Origin of the sequence: Streptomyces sp. NPDC002209 (assembly GCF_042890265.1) — a bacterium.
In the GTDB taxonomy this organism is placed as follows: Bacteria; Actinomycetota; Actinomycetes; order Streptomycetales; family Streptomycetaceae; genus Streptomyces.
The window spans coordinates 273,628-287,889 of record NZ_JBIARX010000007.1; the positions used below are offsets into that span (position 1 = coordinate 273,628).

The window sequence follows — 14,262 nt, forward strand, 5'->3', positions numbered from 1 at the left end:
ACCACCACCAGCACACACCACGAACCACGAACCACCGAGGAGCACAGCTGTGAGCGGCAAGGGCGCACCCGAACTGAGTGTCAGGAACTGCGGAGACCTCCGGGTCGCGGTCATCGCGGCCCAGTGGCACGAGAAGGTCATGGACGGCCTCGTCGACGGCGCCCTGCGCGCCCTGCACGAGCTGGGCATCGACGAGCCCACCGTGCTCCGCGTCCCCGGCAGCTTCGAGCTCCCGGTCGTGGCGAAGGTACTCGCCGGTCGCGGTTACGATGCCATCGTCGCCCTCGGAGTCGTCATCCGCGGCGGCACCCCGCACTTCGACTACGTCTGCCAGGGCGTTACCCAAGGCCTGGTACAGGTGTCGATCGACACCGGAGTCCCCATCGGCTTCGGCGTTCTGACGTGCGACAACGACGAGCAGGCGCTGGACCGCGCCGGGCTCGAGGGGTCGAACGAGGACAAGGGACACGAAGCGGTCATCGCCGCCGTCTCGACTGCTGCGACCCTGCGGTCCGTCAGCGAACCCTGGCGCTGAGTGGCGGCGGGGGACCCCTTATTCTGAGGACCATCATGGCGAACACACCCTCCAAGAGTTTCGAAGAGCTCTTCACCGAGCTCCAGCTCAAGGCCGCCAACGGCGACCCCAGCACCTCCCGGACCGCCGAGCTCGTCGGCAAGGGCGTCCACGCGATCGGCAAGAAGATCGTCGAGGAGGCCGCCGAGGTCTGGATGGCCGCCGAGCACGAGGGCAAGGAAGCCGCCGCCGAGGAGATCTCCCAGCTGCTGTACCACGTCCAGGTGATGATGGTCGCGCGCGGGATCTCCCTCGACGACGTCTACGCGCACCTCTAGGCCGGAGCCCGCCCCGCGGGTCCCCCGCCCGCCGCTTAGCCCACACCGTTCGCAATCCACGCACTGAAGGAAGCCCCATGCTGCGCATCGCCGTCCCCAACAAGGGTTCACTCTCCGGAGCGGCGTCGGCGATGCTCCATGAGGCCGGCTACCGCCAGCGCAAGGAGTCCAAGGAGCTCGTGGTCCTCGACCCCGACAACGGGGTGGAGTTCTTCTACCTGCGCCCCAAGGACATCGCGATCTACGTCGCCTCGGGCAAGCTCGACATCGGCATCACCGGCCGTGACCTGCTGCTCGACTCCGGCGCCAGCGCCGAGGAGATCCTCCCGCTGAACTTCGGCCGCTCCACCTTCCGCTACGCCACCAAGCCCGGCACGGCGAAGGGCCCCGAGGACTTCCACGGGATGACGATCGCGACCTCGTACGAGGGAATCGTCGCCAAGCACCTCGCCGAGCAGGGCATCGACGCCTCCGTCGTGCACCTCGACGGCGCGGTCGAGACCGCCATCCAGCTCGGCGTCGCCCAGATCATCGCGGACGTCGTCGAGACCGGCACCAGCCTGCGCAACGCCGGCCTCGAGGTCATCGGGGAGCCGATCCTCACCTCCGAGGCCGTGGTCATCCGCGGCAACGGCGCCGACGCCGACAACGCGCAGGCCCAGCAGTTCCTGCGCCGCCTCCAGGGCGTCCTGGTGGCCCGCAGCTACGTGATGATGGACTACGACTGCCGCGCCGAGCACCTCGAGCGCGCCGTCGCCCTCACCCCGGGCCTGGAGTCACCGACCGTCTCCCCGCTGCACAACGAGGGCTGGGTCGCCGTCCGCGCGATGGTCCCGGCCAAGGAGGCGCAGCGGATCATGGACGACCTGTACGAGCTCGGCGCGCGTGCGATCCTCACCACCTCGATCCACGCCTGCCGTCTCTGACCCGTACGTCCGTCCGTCCGGTCCGTACGCCCCCTCCCGAAGGCATCTCCCGCATCATGGCCGAGTCCGCCGCCCAGCCCGCACCGCCCGCCCTGCCGGTCACCTTCCGGCCGACCCGTACCCGGGCCGTCCTGCTGGGCGTCGGGCTCGCCATGTTCGCCACCATCACGGCGATCGCCCTCCTGCTCGAGAACCTCGGGCCGGGGGAGCGGATGAGCTTCATCTTCACCGCCGTCCTGCTGACCTCCGTACTCGTCCTGCTCAGCCGCCCCAAGGTGGTCGCGGACGAGGCGGGCGTCACCGTCGTCAACCTGACCAGCACCCGCCGCCTCGAGTGGGCGCAGATCCTGCGCGTGAACCTCCGCCCGGGCGACCCGTGGGTGTTCCTGGACCTCAGCGACGGCACGAGCCTGCCCGCCCTCGGCATCCAGCCCGGAGTGGCCAAGCAGCAGGCGATCGGCGACGCCCGCGCCCTGCGCGCGCTCGCCGAGGCCCGGGGGACCGGGCCGCACGACCGCTGAGCCGCCGCCGCGCGGACCCCGTCCGGGCAGTCGAACGAGCACCGAACAGGCCTCGAAGGGGCCTTGAGCGCGTCTCGAGCGACCCTCGGGCGGAGCACCGGAGCCGCAGCCGACCGCTGCGTCCCATTGCGGCGGCGATCTCAGTGACTACCCTGGTGGCGGGGCGCACCCGTGCGTCCTCCCACCGGCCCCCGGGACCCCGAGGTCCGGGGGCACCTGCGACTTGAGGAGTGACTCCCTCCAGCAATGGACGGATCGTCCGGTAGTACCCGCGCCGCCCTCCCCACGGAGGCGGCGGCATGACCATCCCGCTACTCCTGCTCGTGGCGGCATTCGCCCTGATCCTCGCCAACGGCTTCTTCGTGGCGGCCGAGTTCGGCCTCGTCACCGTGGAACGACCCGAGGCCGAACGCGCCGCAGCCGATGGCGACCGCCGTGCCCGCACGGTGGTCGAGGCCCTGCGGGAGCTGTCCTTCCAGCTCTCCGGCACCCAGCTCGGCATCACCATCACCTCCCTCGTGGTCGGCATGCTCGCCGAACCGGCCCTCGCCGGACTGCTGGCCGGGCCGCTCGCGGCCACCGGCCTGCCCGCGGGAGCCGTCTCCGGCGTCGCCGTCTTCACCGGCATGCTGCTCGCCTCCGCCGTCCAGATGGTCGTCGGCGAGCTCGTTCCGAAGAACTGGGCGGTCTCCCGGCCGCTGCAGGTGGCCCGGTTCGTGGCCGGCCCGCAGCAGGTCTTCTCCCGTGCCTTCCGGCCGGTCATCGCCGGCCTCAACGCCGTCGCCAACCGCCTCGTGCGGGCGCTCGGCGTGGAACCGGCCGAGGAGATGGCCTCCGCCCGCACCCCCGGCGAACTGGTCTCCCTGGTCCGCCATTCGGCCCAGGCCGGCGCCCTCGAACAGGACACCGCCGACCTCTTCGTACGGACCCTCTCGCTGGGCGAGCTCACGGCCCAGCACGTCATGACCCCCCGGGTGAAGGTCAGCGCACTCCAGCACACGGCCACCGCGGCCGACGTGCTCAACCTGACCCGCGCCACCGGGCTGTCCCGGTTCCCGGTCTACCGGGAGCGCATCGACGAGGTCACCGGTGTCGTCCACCTCAAGGACGCCCTCGCCGTGCCCGAGTCCGAGCGCGCCCGCACCACCGTGAGCCGGATCTGCGTCGCCCCGCTGCTGGTGCCCGGCTCGCTGCCGGTGCAGCCGCTGCTGGAGCGGCTGCGCAGCGAGCAGCCGATGGCCGTGGTCGTCGACGAGTACGGCGGCACCGCCGGGGTCGTCACCCTGGAGGACATCGTGGAGGAGCTCGTCGGCGAGGTCCGCGACGAGCACGACCTCGCCGAGACCGAGGGCCCCGAGCTGGCCGCCGTGCCCGCCGAGGACGGCCGCCCCTCCTGGGAGGCCGACGGCAGCTGCCGGGTGCAGACCCTGCGCCGGATAGGCCTCGAGGTGCCCGAAGGCCCCTACGAGACCGTCGCCGGACTCGTCGCCGACCTGCTCGGCCGGATCCCCGCCCCCGGGGACCGCGCCGAACTGCCCGGCTGGAGGCTGTCCGTCCGCCAGGTCGGCCGCAACCGCGCCGAACGGGTCCGGCTGGTCCGGCTGGGCAGCGTGCCCGCCGCCGGGCACGGGACCGGCCCCGAGGCCGCCCGCGCCACCGTCCTGATCGACGCCGGCTCCACAGGCACCCGGCCCGGCCGGCAGGCCTCCCCGGACGCGCGGTCGGCCCAGCCGGCCCAGTCGGCCCAGCTGGAAGGCGCCGGCCGATGAACGCCCTCCAACTGCTCTTCGCCCTGCTCCTGGTCCTGGCCAATGGTTTCTTCGTCGGCGCCGAGTTCGCGCTCGTCTCCGTACGGCGCAGCCAGATCGAGCCGCTGGCCAAGGAGTCCAAGCGGGCCCGCCAGGTGCTCTACGGCCTGGAGAACCTGCCGCGGATGATGGCGGCGGCCCAGTTCGGCATCACCGTCTGCTCCCTGACCCTCGGCGCGGTCGCCGAGCCGACGATGGCCCGCCTGCTCGAGCCGCTCTTCCACGCGGCCCACGTCCCGCAGGGAATGATCCACCCGCTCGGCTACGCGGTGGCCCTCGCCGCCGTCGTCTTCCTGCACCTGGTCATCGGCGAGATGGTGCCCAAGAACCTCGCCATGGCCGCACCCGAGAAGACCGCCCTGTGGTTCAGCCCGGGCCTGGTGGCCTTCGCCCGGCTGTGCGGCCCCGTCACCAGCGCGCTGGGCTCCTGCGCGCACCTGGTGCTCCGCCTGTTCAAGGTGGAGCCCAAGGACGAGGTCGAGGCCGTCTACACCAGCGCCCAGCTCGGCCGGCTCGTCGAGGACTCCCGGCAGGCCGGGCTCCTGGATCCGGGCGAGCAGGAGCGCCTGGAGGACGCCCTCGAACTGGGCAGCCGCCGGGTCACCGACGTCCTGCTCTCCCGGGAGCGGCTCGTGACGGTCGGCCCCTCGGCGACCCCGCGGCAGATCGAGCAGCTGACCGTCCGCACCGGGTACTCCCGCTTCCCCGTCCGCTCCGAGAACGGCGCCTTCATGGGCTACCTGCACGTCAAGGACGTGCTGGACCTCGAGGACCGGGAGCGGGCCGTGCCCCAGCGGGTCTGGCGCCGCATGCCCACGCTGTCCGCCACCCTCCCGCTCGACGACGCGCTCAGCGTCATGCGCCGGGACGCCACCCATCTGGCCCAGGTCGCCGACCCGGCCGGGCGGGTGCTCGGCCTGGTCGCCCTGGAGGACGTACTGGAGATGCTCGTGGGCGAGGTGCGCGACCCCGCGCACCGCATCCCGGCCCGCCGGCCGGGCCCCCGCGAAACCAGCCCCGCCGGCGTCTGAGGCGTCAGGGGGTGCCGGGGCTCCGGCCCCGGCACCCCCGCTACAGCGGCGGCGGCTCCGGGCGGTCGCGGTCCTGCGGGCCCCGGCCCGACAGGACCTCCCCGTACGCCTGCATCAGGTCGGGCAGCCGCAGCGTCGACAGGTCGTCCCGGGAGGGCTCACCGGGGAACCCCGCCAGCCGCAGGTCCCGGTACGCGCAGCTCTTCTCGTACAAGGTGCGCAGGAACCGGCCGTTGCCCAGCTCGTCGATCCAGCCCTGCTCCACCACGTGCCCGCTGATGCTGCGCAGCTCCTCGAGGGCCTCCTCGTCCCAGCAGTCCCCGTTCGCCTCCGCCAGCACCCCGCCGATCGCGGTCAGTTCCAGCGGCCGGTAGCTGGGGAAGTCCACCCGGGTGGTGAACCGCGAGGACAGTCCCGGATTGGCGGCCAGCAGCCGGTCCATCCCCGCCGGATAGCCGGCCAGGATCACCACCAGGTGGTCCCGGTTGTCCTCGGCCCGCTTCAGCAGCACCTGCAGCGCCTCGTCCCCGTACGCGTCGCCCTTGCTGTAGCCGGTGTTGGAGAGGCTGTAGGCCTCGTCCACGAACAGCACCCCGCCGATCGCGGAATCGATCAGCTCGTTGGCCTTGACGGCGGTCTGCCCGAGGAACTCGCCCACCAGATCGGCCCGTTGGGCCTCCACCAGGTGGTCACCGCCCAGCAGCCCGAGTGCGTAGAAGACCCGGCCCAGGATCCGCGCCACGGTCGTCTTGCCCGTGCCCGAGGGCCCCGAGAACACGAAGTGCCGCTTCGGGGGCTGCACCGGCAGGCCCTGCCCGGCCCGCAGCCGGGCCATGTGCAGCTGCGCCGAGAGGGCCTTCACCTGCCGTTTCACCGGTTCCAGCCCCACCATCCGCTCCAGCTCCGCGAGCGCCTCGGCGAGCAGCGCCGGATCGGCCGGCCCGGCCGGCAGCCCCCCGGGTGCGGTCTGCGGCGGAACCGCCACCTTGCGGCGTACGCCTCCCGCCCGGCCCGTGCCCGTACCCGGAGCTCCGAACCGCGGATCCGGCTCCGGCACGATCAGCGGGTCCGGCTCCGCCTGCCCGTCCGCCGCGATGTCCTGGACGGGGCCGCCGCCGAGGGCCACCGCCGCGAAATCCCCGCCGACCGGCGAGAGATCGTGCCCGGCGTACCCCTCGTAGCCGGACGCGGCGTACCCGGCGTACCCGTCGGCCCCGTCGACGTAGTCGCTGTCCTCGATCGCCGTCAGCCGGGCCGCCGTGTCCATGAACGCCGGGTCCACCCGGTGCACCGCCCGGTACAGCGGCAGCGCCGCCGCGCTGCGCCCGGTCCCCTCGTGCGCCCGCGCCAGCCAGTACCGCAGCTCCTTGCGCTGCGGCTGCTCGCTGCGGCAGCGCATCAGCGCCGCCGACAGCATCGGTTCGGCCTGCCCGTACATCTCGAGGCGGACCCGGGCCATCCCGCCGAACAGGCCCGCCTCGATGCCCAGCAGCGGATCGTCCACCAGCGGCTCGGTGTGCCGCACCAGCTGCTCCCAGTCCTTGACCAGGTAGGCCCGGCAGGCGTGCAGGAACCGCACCTGCGCATCGGTGTCCACCGGCGGCAGCGCGGCCAGCGCCTGGTCCAGCTCGGGGACGTGCCGGCCGTCCAGCCAGTGCGAGGCGTGGGCCAGCAGGAGGTCGCGCCGGCTCTCCAGGACGGGCTGCACCCACCAGCCCAGCCAGTACCAGGAGTTCAGCGTCCGCCGATGGCGGGCCCGCTGCTCGCCGAAGCGGTCGCGGTGGGCGTACATGCGCAATAAGGCGTTGGTGGTGTCCACCCGGAGCGCGTGCAGGCCCAGCCATGCGTCGGCCATCGAGGGATCCAGTCGTACGGCCGCCCGGAACTCCTCCTCGGCCTGCGGATAGGCGCCCATGGTGCAGGCGTCCACCCCGCGCAGCCAGGCGAGTTCGGCCGGGGCGTGCGTGCCCGGCGTGCCGAAATCCATCACATCCCCCACAAGCCTGCCCCCGTGGTGCACAGCAACCCCCGCGTCGCGCCCGCGAGTTGTCCACTGCGCCGATGAAATCAGGGGTGCATCGTACCTGCGGCTACGCACCATACGTAGGGTGCGGCGGGCACCGGTCGGCCGGGCTCCGGGGGCGCACAAGGTGACTCAGGGTGAAGAATTCGGGGAGGTCGGGCCCCTGCGGCGGCGGCTCCGAGCCGGGCGGGGCAGAACGAAGCCCCCGATCACGGGGGAACAATCGGGGGCTTCGCGTCCGCTGCGGCCTGGAAAGACCGCGCATTCAGAACGTAAGGCCGCTGCGGGGCCCAGGTCAAGCAAGTCGGTGCAGGCCCGCGCAAGCGGTTTTCCGGAGCGGCTCAGGCCCGGGGGAGTCCGTCACCTTCGGTGACGGAAGTGGCCCTTCCGGCGGTCGCACCCGTCCCGGAAGACCACTCGTATCCCGTACCGCTCTGGCGTACCAACGTGTCGGCGAAGGGGCGCGAAGGATCATCCGAGAAGTGCGCGAGCTCCGCGCGCTCCCATCCGTCCCAGAAGTCGGAAAGTTCACGCCCGTCCCGATTTCGCCCGCGCCCCCAGGACTGCGCGCGCGGTGTCTCCATCCACAGCAGCCGCGCCAGATGCGGGCGCAGCGCCCGCCGCCCGGCACCGACCCCCTCGATCAGCAGCACCGGCACCGGCTCCAGCACCCGCTCCGGGCCGAACCGGCGCTCCACCCAGTCGTACGGGGCCCAGTGGGCCGCCCGCCCGGCGGCCAGCGGCTCCAGCACCTGTACGCGCAGCCGCTCCGGCCAGCCGAACAGCTCCTCGTGGGTGGCCACGTCGTCCAGGTGCAGCACCGGCACCCCGCCCAGCGCCTCGGCGAGCCGCCCGGCGAACGTGCTCTTCCCCGATCCGGCGTGCCCGTCGATCCCGATCAGCCGGACCGGGCCGAGGGAGGGCGGCAGGGCGGCGAGTTCGCGCGCGAGTGACTGAAGTGACTGCTGAGGCTCCACCCGGCCAGCGTATGGCCCCGGGAGCGGGCAACCCCCGGCCGCCCCCCGCTCGGGCCCCCGGCCCGGCGCCCCGCGTCACCCCCGACACGGTGCCCGGCTTCGCCGCCGGGCGGGCGGGAACTGGAAGGGTGGAGCAGCCGATCCACCGCACCGACCCCTGGGGGCCACGCCGATGACCGCACCCACACCACGCAGGGCCCTGCTGGCCCTGGCCCTCGCCGCGGCCACCGCGGCGACCGTCCCCGGCGGCAGGGCTTCGGCGGCCGGAACGCACGGAGACGGTGACCCGCAGGCCGGGACGGGAGCCGCCGACGGCGCGCCGGCCGAAGCGGAGCCCGCCGAAGCGGCCACCGGCGCGACGGTCGACAACCGGTTCTGGTACGCGTACGCCCACTGGCTGGCCGGCACCCACCGGGGCACCGCCGCCCTCGCCGGGGAACGCCCCGGCCTGGTGATGGCGGCCCCGGCCGGCCGCACCGAGTACACCGACCCGCACACCGGGAAGAAGGGCACCTGGGAGTACGCCGCCTGGACCTCCCCGGTGCACCGCTCCGCCGTGCCCGGCACCGAGACCATCGCCTCCTGGAACGCCCACACCCCGGCCGGCACCTGGATCCAGATCGAACTGCGCGCCACCTACGCCGCCGGCGCCACCACTCCCTGGTACGTGCTCGGCCGCTGGGCCTCCGGTGACGGCGACATCCGGCGCACCTCCGTGGACGGCCAGACCGACGGCACCTCCACCGTGTGGACCGACACCCTGGCCGTCGACGCCCCCGCGCGGGCGAACGGCGTGCGGATCACGCACTGGCAGCTGCGCCTGACCCTCCACCGCAAGCCGGGCACCGCCCAGGGCCCGACGGTGTGGCTGGCCGGAGCCATGGTCTCCGACGTCCCGGACCGGTTCACCGTCCCCGCCTCCGCCCCCTCGGGCACGGCCCACGAGCTGAAGGTCCCGCGCTACTCGCAGGAGACCCACACCGGCCAGTACCCCCAGTACGACAACGGCGGCGAGGCCTGGTGCAGCCCCACCTCCTCCCAGATGGTCGTCGAGTACTGGGGCCGCAAGCCCGCGGCCGAGGACCTGGCCTGGGTCGACTCGCGCTACGCCGACCCGCAGGTCTGCCACGCGGCCCGCTCCACCTACGACAGCGCCTACAAGGGCTGCGGCAACTGGCCCTTCAACGCCGCGTACGCCGCCACCTACAGCGGGCTCGCCGGGGTCGTCACCCGGCTGCACTCCCTCGCCGACCTGGAGACCCTGGTCCGGTCGGGCATCCCGGCGATCACCTCGCAGTCCTTCCGCACCGAGGAGCTCACGGGCGCGGGCTACGGCACCGCCGGCCACCTGATGGCCGTCGTCGGCTTCACCGCGGCCGGGGACGTGGTCGCCAACGACCCGAACTCGCGCGACAACACGGCCGTCCGGCGGGTCTACAAGCGGCGCGAGTGGGAGAACGCGTGGCTGCGGACCAAGCGCCACAACGCCGCCGGCAAGACCGTCACCGGCTCCGGAGGCATCTGCTACCTGTACGCCCCGGCCCGCCCGAGCCTCGCCCAGATCGCGGCGCTGCGGGCGGTGGGAGTGCTGTGATCCGAGTGCCGGAACTTCCCGTTGACCCGGGGCGCGGATAAGCGGAACATAAAGCCATAAAGCCATAAAGGGCAGATAAGGCTTCTACAGGAGGCGGCCCGCCATGACCACCCACAGCATCGAACACCACCCCGACCTCGCCGAGATGCGCTCGCGGTTCGAGCGGGTCACCAGCACCCCCGCCGCGCAGGCCGTGGAGGCACTGGCCCTCATCACGGGCCTGTACCTGGCGGCCTCGCCGTGGATCGCCGGGTTCAGCGGCCTCAGCTCGCTGGCGATCAACAACCTGATCGCCGGCCTGGCGTACTGCCTGTGCATGAGCGGACTCGGCTCCGCTTATGAACGCACCCACGCGATGGCCTGGACGGCGGTCGCCATCGGAGCCTGGACGATCGTGGCTCCGTGGGTCATCGCCGGCGACGTCAGCACGACCCGCACCGTGGTCAGCAACGTGATCGCCGGCGGCGTCGCCCTGTGCCTCGCCCTGGCCATGGCGGGCATGGCGGGCCGCAACCGCACCGTCTCCGGCTGACCCCCGCACGCGCCGGGCCCCGACCGCGAACCGGCCGGGGCCCGGTGGCGCGCCGGGACGTGATGCGCGCCACGAGTGACGAGCGTCTCTACCGCGAAAGCCGCGAACGCTGTCACATTGGACGACATGACCGCATACAGCTCCGCCCTCGCCTCCCGCGCCCGGAACCTCGTACGTACCGGCGGCCCCAAGGACCACTCCAAGTGGCTGGAGCACGCGCTCGGCTGGACGCTGGTGGTCGTCGTCGCCATGTTCGTCACCCAGGTCGGCTGGCTCTGACCCCAGGCCCTCCCGTTCTCCGGGGCCCACTGATCACGAGGCCTCGAGCCGCAGCCCGTCGGTGACGATCACGTCCGAGGTGAGCGGCGCCCGCTCCGCGCCGACCCGGGTCATGAAGACGAACGGCGGGATCACCGGGGGAGCGGGCGGCCCGTCCGGGCTGAACGTGACGCACAGCAGCCCTTCGAGGGACGTGGCGGCCGGCCCGTACTCCTCGCGGCCGTCGCGGGTGCGCAGCCGGCGGTCGGTGAGCGATGCGGCGCGCACCTTCAGCAGGGGCACCTTCCGCGGCCCGTCGGCGGTCTCGACCTCGCTGACGCCCGCGGTGCGCGGACCTGTGCCGCCCGGCCTCCGGCCGCGACAGTCGCGGCGCCGGCCGCAGCCGAGGGCTCATAAGCACTTCGTGCCGTCCAGGCCGACGCTCACCCGCATGCCCTTGAGGCGGAAGTTCCCGCCGGTCGCGGACCAGGCGTGCGGTGGCCGCCCGCGGTGAGCTTGAAGACCGCCTTGCCCACCGGGGTGTCCACCTCGGCGGACTGGCGGATGTGGGTGAGGGTGGCCTCCCCGATGCCCAGCAGCGCGACCGGATGGCCCTTGCCGTCGTCCGGTGAGCAGGGAAGTGCATGAGGCGGGTCTGCCATACTGCGGGCATCCTGTGGCAGTTCGAGGCTAGGGCCGAATTTGAATAATAGTCAAAAGCGTGGTGCGACCGGGCGTTCGCAGGTCCGCAGAGCCGAACTCATAGCAATCGGGCGCAAGTTGTTCGCCGACACCTCGTACGACGTGCTCTCCATGGACGACATCGCCAAACAGGCGGGCATCGCCAAGGGGTTGATCTACTACTACTTCAAGAGCAAGCGCGGCTACTACCTCGCCATCGTCGAGGACTCGGTCGCCGAGCTCGTCGCCCGCGCCGCCGGGGAGCCGGACCTGCCCAACGTCGAGCGGGTGCGCCGCACCATCGACGGCTATCTGTCCTACGCCGAACACCACCGGGCGGCCTACCGGACCATCGCCACCGGGGGAGTCGGCTCCGACGCCGAAGTGCTCGCGATCCGCGACGCGGTCCGCGAGGAGCTGGTGGCCACCATCGCCGAGGGCGCGTACGGGAGCCGTACCATTCCGCCGATCGCCCGGCTCGCGCTGGTCGGATGGCTGTCCGCGGTCGAGGGGACCACCCTGGAGTGGATCGGCGCCCTGGCCGGCCCGGCGGACGCCGACTCCGCGGACGCCTCCGACAACGCTGTCACCCCCGACAACGCTGTCACTCCCGACAACGCTGTCACCGCCGAAGCCGCCCCGCAGCAGCCCGACCGGGCCCGGCTCGGCGCTCTGCTCGTCCGCCAGCTGCGCGCGACGCTGACGGTGATCGGGGAATTCGTCCCGGAGTGTCCGCCGCCGCCGCTTCCCGAAGAGGCGTTCGAGAGGGCCGATGATCTTGCCCCGGTGACGGGACGCTCCTGATCGGGCATACTCAAGCCGCCGCAGCCACTGAACTGCCCCTTCCGTGATCCGGGAGGGCAGTATCGGCTGTGAGAGCACCGAGACCCGGCGGCGCGTCCCACACCTCACGCGTCGCCGCCGTGCCCGACGAGGGAGGAGAGCGCCGCCATGACTGACCGCGCCCCGCAGCCGGTGGACCGACAGCTGCCCACCGAGGAGTCCCGGGACCTCCTCGCGCTCGTGCGAGAGATCGCCCAGCGAGAGATCCGTCCCGTGGCCGCCGAGGAGGAGGACGCCGGACAGTTCCCGCGCGCGATCTTCACCCTGCTGTCGGAGGCCGGCCTGCTCGGTCTTCCGTACGCGGGCGAGTACGGCGGCGGCGAGCAGCCGTACGAGGTCTACCTCCAGGTCCTGGAGGAGCTCGCGGCGGCCCGCCTGACCGTCGGGCTCGGCGTCAGCGTGCACTCCCTGTCCTGCCACGGCCTGGCCGGATACGGCTCCGAGGAGCAGCAGAAGGCCCACCTGCCCGCCATGCTCGGCGGCGGCCTGCTCGGGGCGTACTGCCTCTCCGAGCCCGCCTCGGGCTCCGACGCCGCCTCGCTGACCACCAAGGCCGTGCGCGACGGCGACGAGTGGATCATCACCGGCACCAAGGCGTGGATCACCCACGGCGGGGTCGCCGACTTCTACACCGTCCTCGCGCGCACCGGCGGCGAGGGCCCCAAGGGCATCACGGCCTTCCTGGTGCCCGGCGACGCGGAGGGCCTGACGGCCGCCGTCCCCGAGAAGAAGATGGGCATGAAGGGCTCGCCCACCGCCCAGCTGCACTTCGACGGGGTCCGCGTCCCGGACACCCGCCGCATCGGCGAGGAGGGCCAGGGCTTCACCATCGCGCTGGCCGCCCTGGACGCGGGCCGTCTGGGCATCGCCGCCTGCGCCATCGGCGTCGCGCAGGCCGCCCTGGACGAGGCGCTGGCGTACGCGCTGGACCGCAAGCAGTTCGGGCACCCCATCGCGGACTTCCAGGGCCTGCGCTTCATGCTCGCCGACATGGCGACCAAGATCGAGGCCGGCCGGGCCCTGTACCTGGCGGCGGCGCGACTGCGCGACGCGGGCAAGCCGTTCTCCCGCCAGGCGGCGATGGCCAAGCTGTTCTGCACGGACGCCGCCATGGCCGTCACCACGGACGCGGTCCAGGTCCTCGGCGGCTACGGCTACACCGCGGACTTCCCGGTGGAGCGGCTGATGCGCGAGGCGAAGGTCCTCCAGATCGTCGAGGGCACGAACCAGATCCAGCGCATGGTCATCGCCCGCCACCTGGCCGGACCCGAGTCGCGCTGACGGCGACGGGGCTGCGCCGGCTCCGAGCCGGCGCAGCCCCGCGTCACGTCGTCACCCGGGTCGCTTGACCATCGAGATGTAATCGGACATCTCGCTGAAACCGCGGCGGGTGGCACCGCCGAGGTTGAACGAGCCGCCCGCGCCCGGATGGGCCGTTTCATTGAGCATGTACGTGGAGCCGGGTCCCCACTGGTTCTCTTCCTGGGCCTCCTGAGAGGTGATGGACGAGGACGAGGCGATCCCGCTGCGCACGGTCCTCTCGATATTGCGGAATCGGGTCCCCTCGCCGACTGCGGCGATCGCGTGGACCAGGGCGCGCCGCACGGCGTCCCGGTCCTGGTCGCCGTTGGCCGCGTGCCGCCACAGCGTCTGGAAGTGGCCCTGGAGGCCGACCAGGCTGATCTGCAACCGCCTGTTGTTGGCGTCGCCCACCTCCAGGCCCTGATTGCCGTTGCTGCTGCCGTAGCTGCCGCTGTAGCCGAGATTGACCGCGTTGCGTCCGAGTATTTGACCGAGGTTGTATTCCGGGTCGGTGAACTGGAAGACGGGACCGCCGCCGCCGGCGGTCGCGAAACCGCGCAGGTACAGGTTCTGCGTGGTCAGGTAGAGGCTGAGCCGGCGGCCCTCGGGCAGCGCGACGATGACCTCGATGATCTCGTTGCCGGCGTTGGTCTGCCACACGGTGTTGTCGCCGTGGCCCCGCAGGATGGTGCCGGCCCTCTCGTGGAGCGAGCGGATGAAGCGGGTGTACTCGGCAGCGGCGTCGCGCTGGTTGCCGGTCAGGTCCCAGCCGAGCTGAACCTGCTGGATCGACGCGGGCTGGGCGGCGGGCAGGGCGGACGGTGCTTCGGTGGCGGCCTGGGAGGCGGGAGCTGCCGCGCCGAGCAGGGCGAGGCCGAGGAGAGCCGCGGGAAGGGTCTTACGCATCGGATTCC

General features: G+C 72.5%; 15 protein-coding genes and 1 pseudogene. 11 read left to right on the forward strand and 5 right to left on the reverse strand.

The window, feature by feature from the left end; translation table 11 throughout:
- Window positions 1–49: 49 nt before the first annotated feature.
- The 6 genes from ribH (at window position 50) to ACFYXK_RS17225 (ending at window position 5,138) form a co-directional block, all read left to right on the forward strand.
- Window positions 50–535, forward strand: coding sequence for a 6,7-dimethyl-8-ribityllumazine synthase (ribH, locus tag ACFYXK_RS17200; protein WP_328622006.1), 486 nt, complete (start codon window positions 50–52; stop codon window positions 533–535).
- Window positions 536–570: 35 nt separating this feature from the next.
- On the forward strand, window positions 571–852 hold the full coding sequence (locus ACFYXK_RS17205; protein ID WP_266631220.1) for a phosphoribosyl-ATP diphosphatase: 282 nt from the start codon (window positions 571–573) through the stop codon (window positions 850–852).
- Between the two features lie 77 nt (window positions 853–929).
- Complete coding sequence (gene hisG / locus ACFYXK_RS17210) at window positions 930–1,778, forward strand: ATP phosphoribosyltransferase (protein ID WP_383511971.1); 849 nt, start codon at window positions 930–932, stop codon at window positions 1,776–1,778.
- A gap of 56 nt (window positions 1,779–1,834) precedes the next feature.
- Entirely contained in the window at window positions 1,835–2,299 is a 465-nt protein-coding gene (locus tag ACFYXK_RS17215; protein ID WP_389411838.1) for a PH domain-containing protein, read from the forward strand.
- A gap of 299 nt (window positions 2,300–2,598) precedes the next feature.
- Window positions 2,599–4,068 (forward strand): hemolysin family protein, encoded by a 1,470-nt coding sequence (locus ACFYXK_RS17220; RefSeq protein WP_389411839.1) that lies wholly within the window; start codon window positions 2,599–2,601, stop codon window positions 4,066–4,068.
- Window positions 4,065–5,138, forward strand: coding sequence for a hemolysin family protein (locus tag ACFYXK_RS17225; protein ID WP_383511965.1), 1,074 nt, complete (start codon window positions 4,065–4,067; stop codon window positions 5,136–5,138). Before ACFYXK_RS17220 ends, ACFYXK_RS17225 begins: the two co-directional genes overlap by 4 nt.
- Before the next feature lie 40 nt (window positions 5,139–5,178).
- Here the strand turns inward: ACFYXK_RS17225 and ACFYXK_RS17230 are convergent, their stop codons facing one another.
- Both ACFYXK_RS17230 and ACFYXK_RS17235 read right to left on the reverse strand, forming a co-directional pair.
- On the reverse strand, window positions 5,179–7,125 hold the full coding sequence (locus tag ACFYXK_RS17230; RefSeq protein ID WP_389411840.1) for an AAA family ATPase: 1,947 nt from the start codon (window positions 7,123–7,125) through the stop codon (window positions 5,179–5,181).
- Window positions 7,126–7,502: 377 nt separating this feature from the next.
- Window positions 7,503–8,138 carry a uridine kinase gene (locus ACFYXK_RS17235; RefSeq protein WP_383511961.1) on the reverse strand — a complete coding sequence of 212 codons (636 nt, stop codon included), beginning with the start codon at window positions 8,136–8,138 and terminating at the stop codon, window positions 7,503–7,505.
- A gap of 172 nt (window positions 8,139–8,310) precedes the next feature.
- Between ACFYXK_RS17235 and ACFYXK_RS17240 the strand changes: the two genes are divergently transcribed.
- The 3 genes from ACFYXK_RS17240 to ACFYXK_RS17250 all read left to right on the forward strand — a co-directional run bounded on the left by ACFYXK_RS17240 (window position 8,311) and on the right by ACFYXK_RS17250 (window position 10,543).
- Window positions 8,311–9,732, forward strand: a complete 1,422-nt coding sequence (locus tag ACFYXK_RS17240) for a peptidase C39 family protein (protein WP_389411841.1) — start codon at window positions 8,311–8,313, stop codon at window positions 9,730–9,732.
- 103 nt (window positions 9,733–9,835) lie between these two features.
- A complete protein-coding gene (locus ACFYXK_RS17245; RefSeq protein WP_389411842.1) occupies window positions 9,836–10,264 on the forward strand; it encodes an SPW repeat protein in 429 nt (142 codons plus the stop codon).
- A gap of 126 nt (window positions 10,265–10,390) precedes the next feature.
- Window positions 10,391–10,543: an SCO1431 family membrane protein gene (locus ACFYXK_RS17250; protein ID WP_389411843.1), complete on the forward strand. Its 153-nt coding sequence runs from the start codon at window positions 10,391–10,393 to the stop codon at window positions 10,541–10,543.
- A gap of 33 nt (window positions 10,544–10,576) precedes the next feature.
- Here ACFYXK_RS17250 and ACFYXK_RS17255 read toward each other — a convergent pair whose 3' ends face one another.
- Entirely contained in the window at window positions 10,577–10,825 is a 249-nt protein-coding gene (locus ACFYXK_RS17255) for a hypothetical protein (protein ID WP_389411844.1), read from the reverse strand.
- 140 nt (window positions 10,826–10,965) lie between these two features.
- A complete protein-coding gene (locus ACFYXK_RS17260) occupies window positions 10,966–11,184 on the reverse strand; it encodes a DUF6230 family protein (protein WP_389411845.1) in 219 nt (72 codons plus the stop codon).
- Between the two features lie 40 nt (window positions 11,185–11,224).
- On the opposite strand from ACFYXK_RS17260, the pseudogene ACFYXK_RS17265 reads away from it, so the two are divergent.
- Window positions 11,225–11,734, forward strand: a pseudogene (locus ACFYXK_RS17265) (TetR/AcrR family transcriptional regulator); the annotation flags it as partial.
- Between the two features lie 420 nt (window positions 11,735–12,154).
- Window positions 12,155–13,327 (forward strand): acyl-CoA dehydrogenase family protein, encoded by a 1,173-nt coding sequence (locus ACFYXK_RS17270; protein WP_389411846.1) that lies wholly within the window; start codon window positions 12,155–12,157, stop codon window positions 13,325–13,327.
- A gap of 51 nt (window positions 13,328–13,378) precedes the next feature.
- Here ACFYXK_RS17270 and ACFYXK_RS17275 read toward each other — a convergent pair whose 3' ends face one another.
- Complete coding sequence (locus ACFYXK_RS17275; RefSeq protein WP_389411847.1) at window positions 13,379–14,254, reverse strand: ribosome-inactivating family protein; 876 nt, start codon at window positions 14,252–14,254, stop codon at window positions 13,379–13,381.
- Between the last annotated feature and the right edge of the window lie 8 nt (window positions 14,255–14,262).

Excerpts from the sequence above, each read along its gene's own strand:
- ACFYXK_RS17205 (WP_266631220.1), top strand. The coding sequence starts at position 571 with ATGGCGAACACACCCTCCAAGAGTTTCGAAGAGCTCTTCACCGAGCTC.
- hisG (WP_383511971.1), top strand. The coding sequence starts at position 930 with ATGCTGCGCATCGCCGTCCCCAACAAGGGTTCACTCTCCGGAGCGGCG.
- ACFYXK_RS17215 (WP_389411838.1), top strand. The coding sequence starts at position 1,835 with ATGGCCGAGTCCGCCGCCCAGCCCGCACCGCCCGCCCTGCCGGTCACC.
- ACFYXK_RS17220 (WP_389411839.1), top strand. The coding sequence starts at position 2,599 with ATGACCATCCCGCTACTCCTGCTCGTGGCGGCATTCGCCCTGATCCTC.
- ACFYXK_RS17225 (WP_383511965.1), top strand. The coding sequence starts at position 4,065 with ATGAACGCCCTCCAACTGCTCTTCGCCCTGCTCCTGGTCCTGGCCAAT.
- ACFYXK_RS17230 (WP_389411840.1), bottom strand. The coding sequence starts at position 7,125 with ATGGATTTCGGCACGCCGGGCACGCACGCCCCGGCCGAACTCGCCTGG.
- ACFYXK_RS17240 (WP_389411841.1), top strand. The coding sequence starts at position 8,311 with ATGACCGCACCCACACCACGCAGGGCCCTGCTGGCCCTGGCCCTCGCC.
- ACFYXK_RS17245 (WP_389411842.1), top strand. The coding sequence starts at position 9,836 with ATGACCACCCACAGCATCGAACACCACCCCGACCTCGCCGAGATGCGC.
- ACFYXK_RS17250 (WP_389411843.1), top strand. The coding sequence starts at position 10,391 with ATGACCGCATACAGCTCCGCCCTCGCCTCCCGCGCCCGGAACCTCGTA.
- ACFYXK_RS17260 (WP_389411845.1), bottom strand. The coding sequence starts at position 11,184 with ATGGCAGACCCGCCTCATGCACTTCCCTGCTCACCGGACGACGGCAAG.
- ACFYXK_RS17270 (WP_389411846.1), top strand. The coding sequence starts at position 12,155 with ATGACTGACCGCGCCCCGCAGCCGGTGGACCGACAGCTGCCCACCGAG.
- ACFYXK_RS17275 (WP_389411847.1), bottom strand. The coding sequence starts at position 14,254 with ATGCGTAAGACCCTTCCCGCGGCTCTCCTCGGCCTCGCCCTGCTCGGC.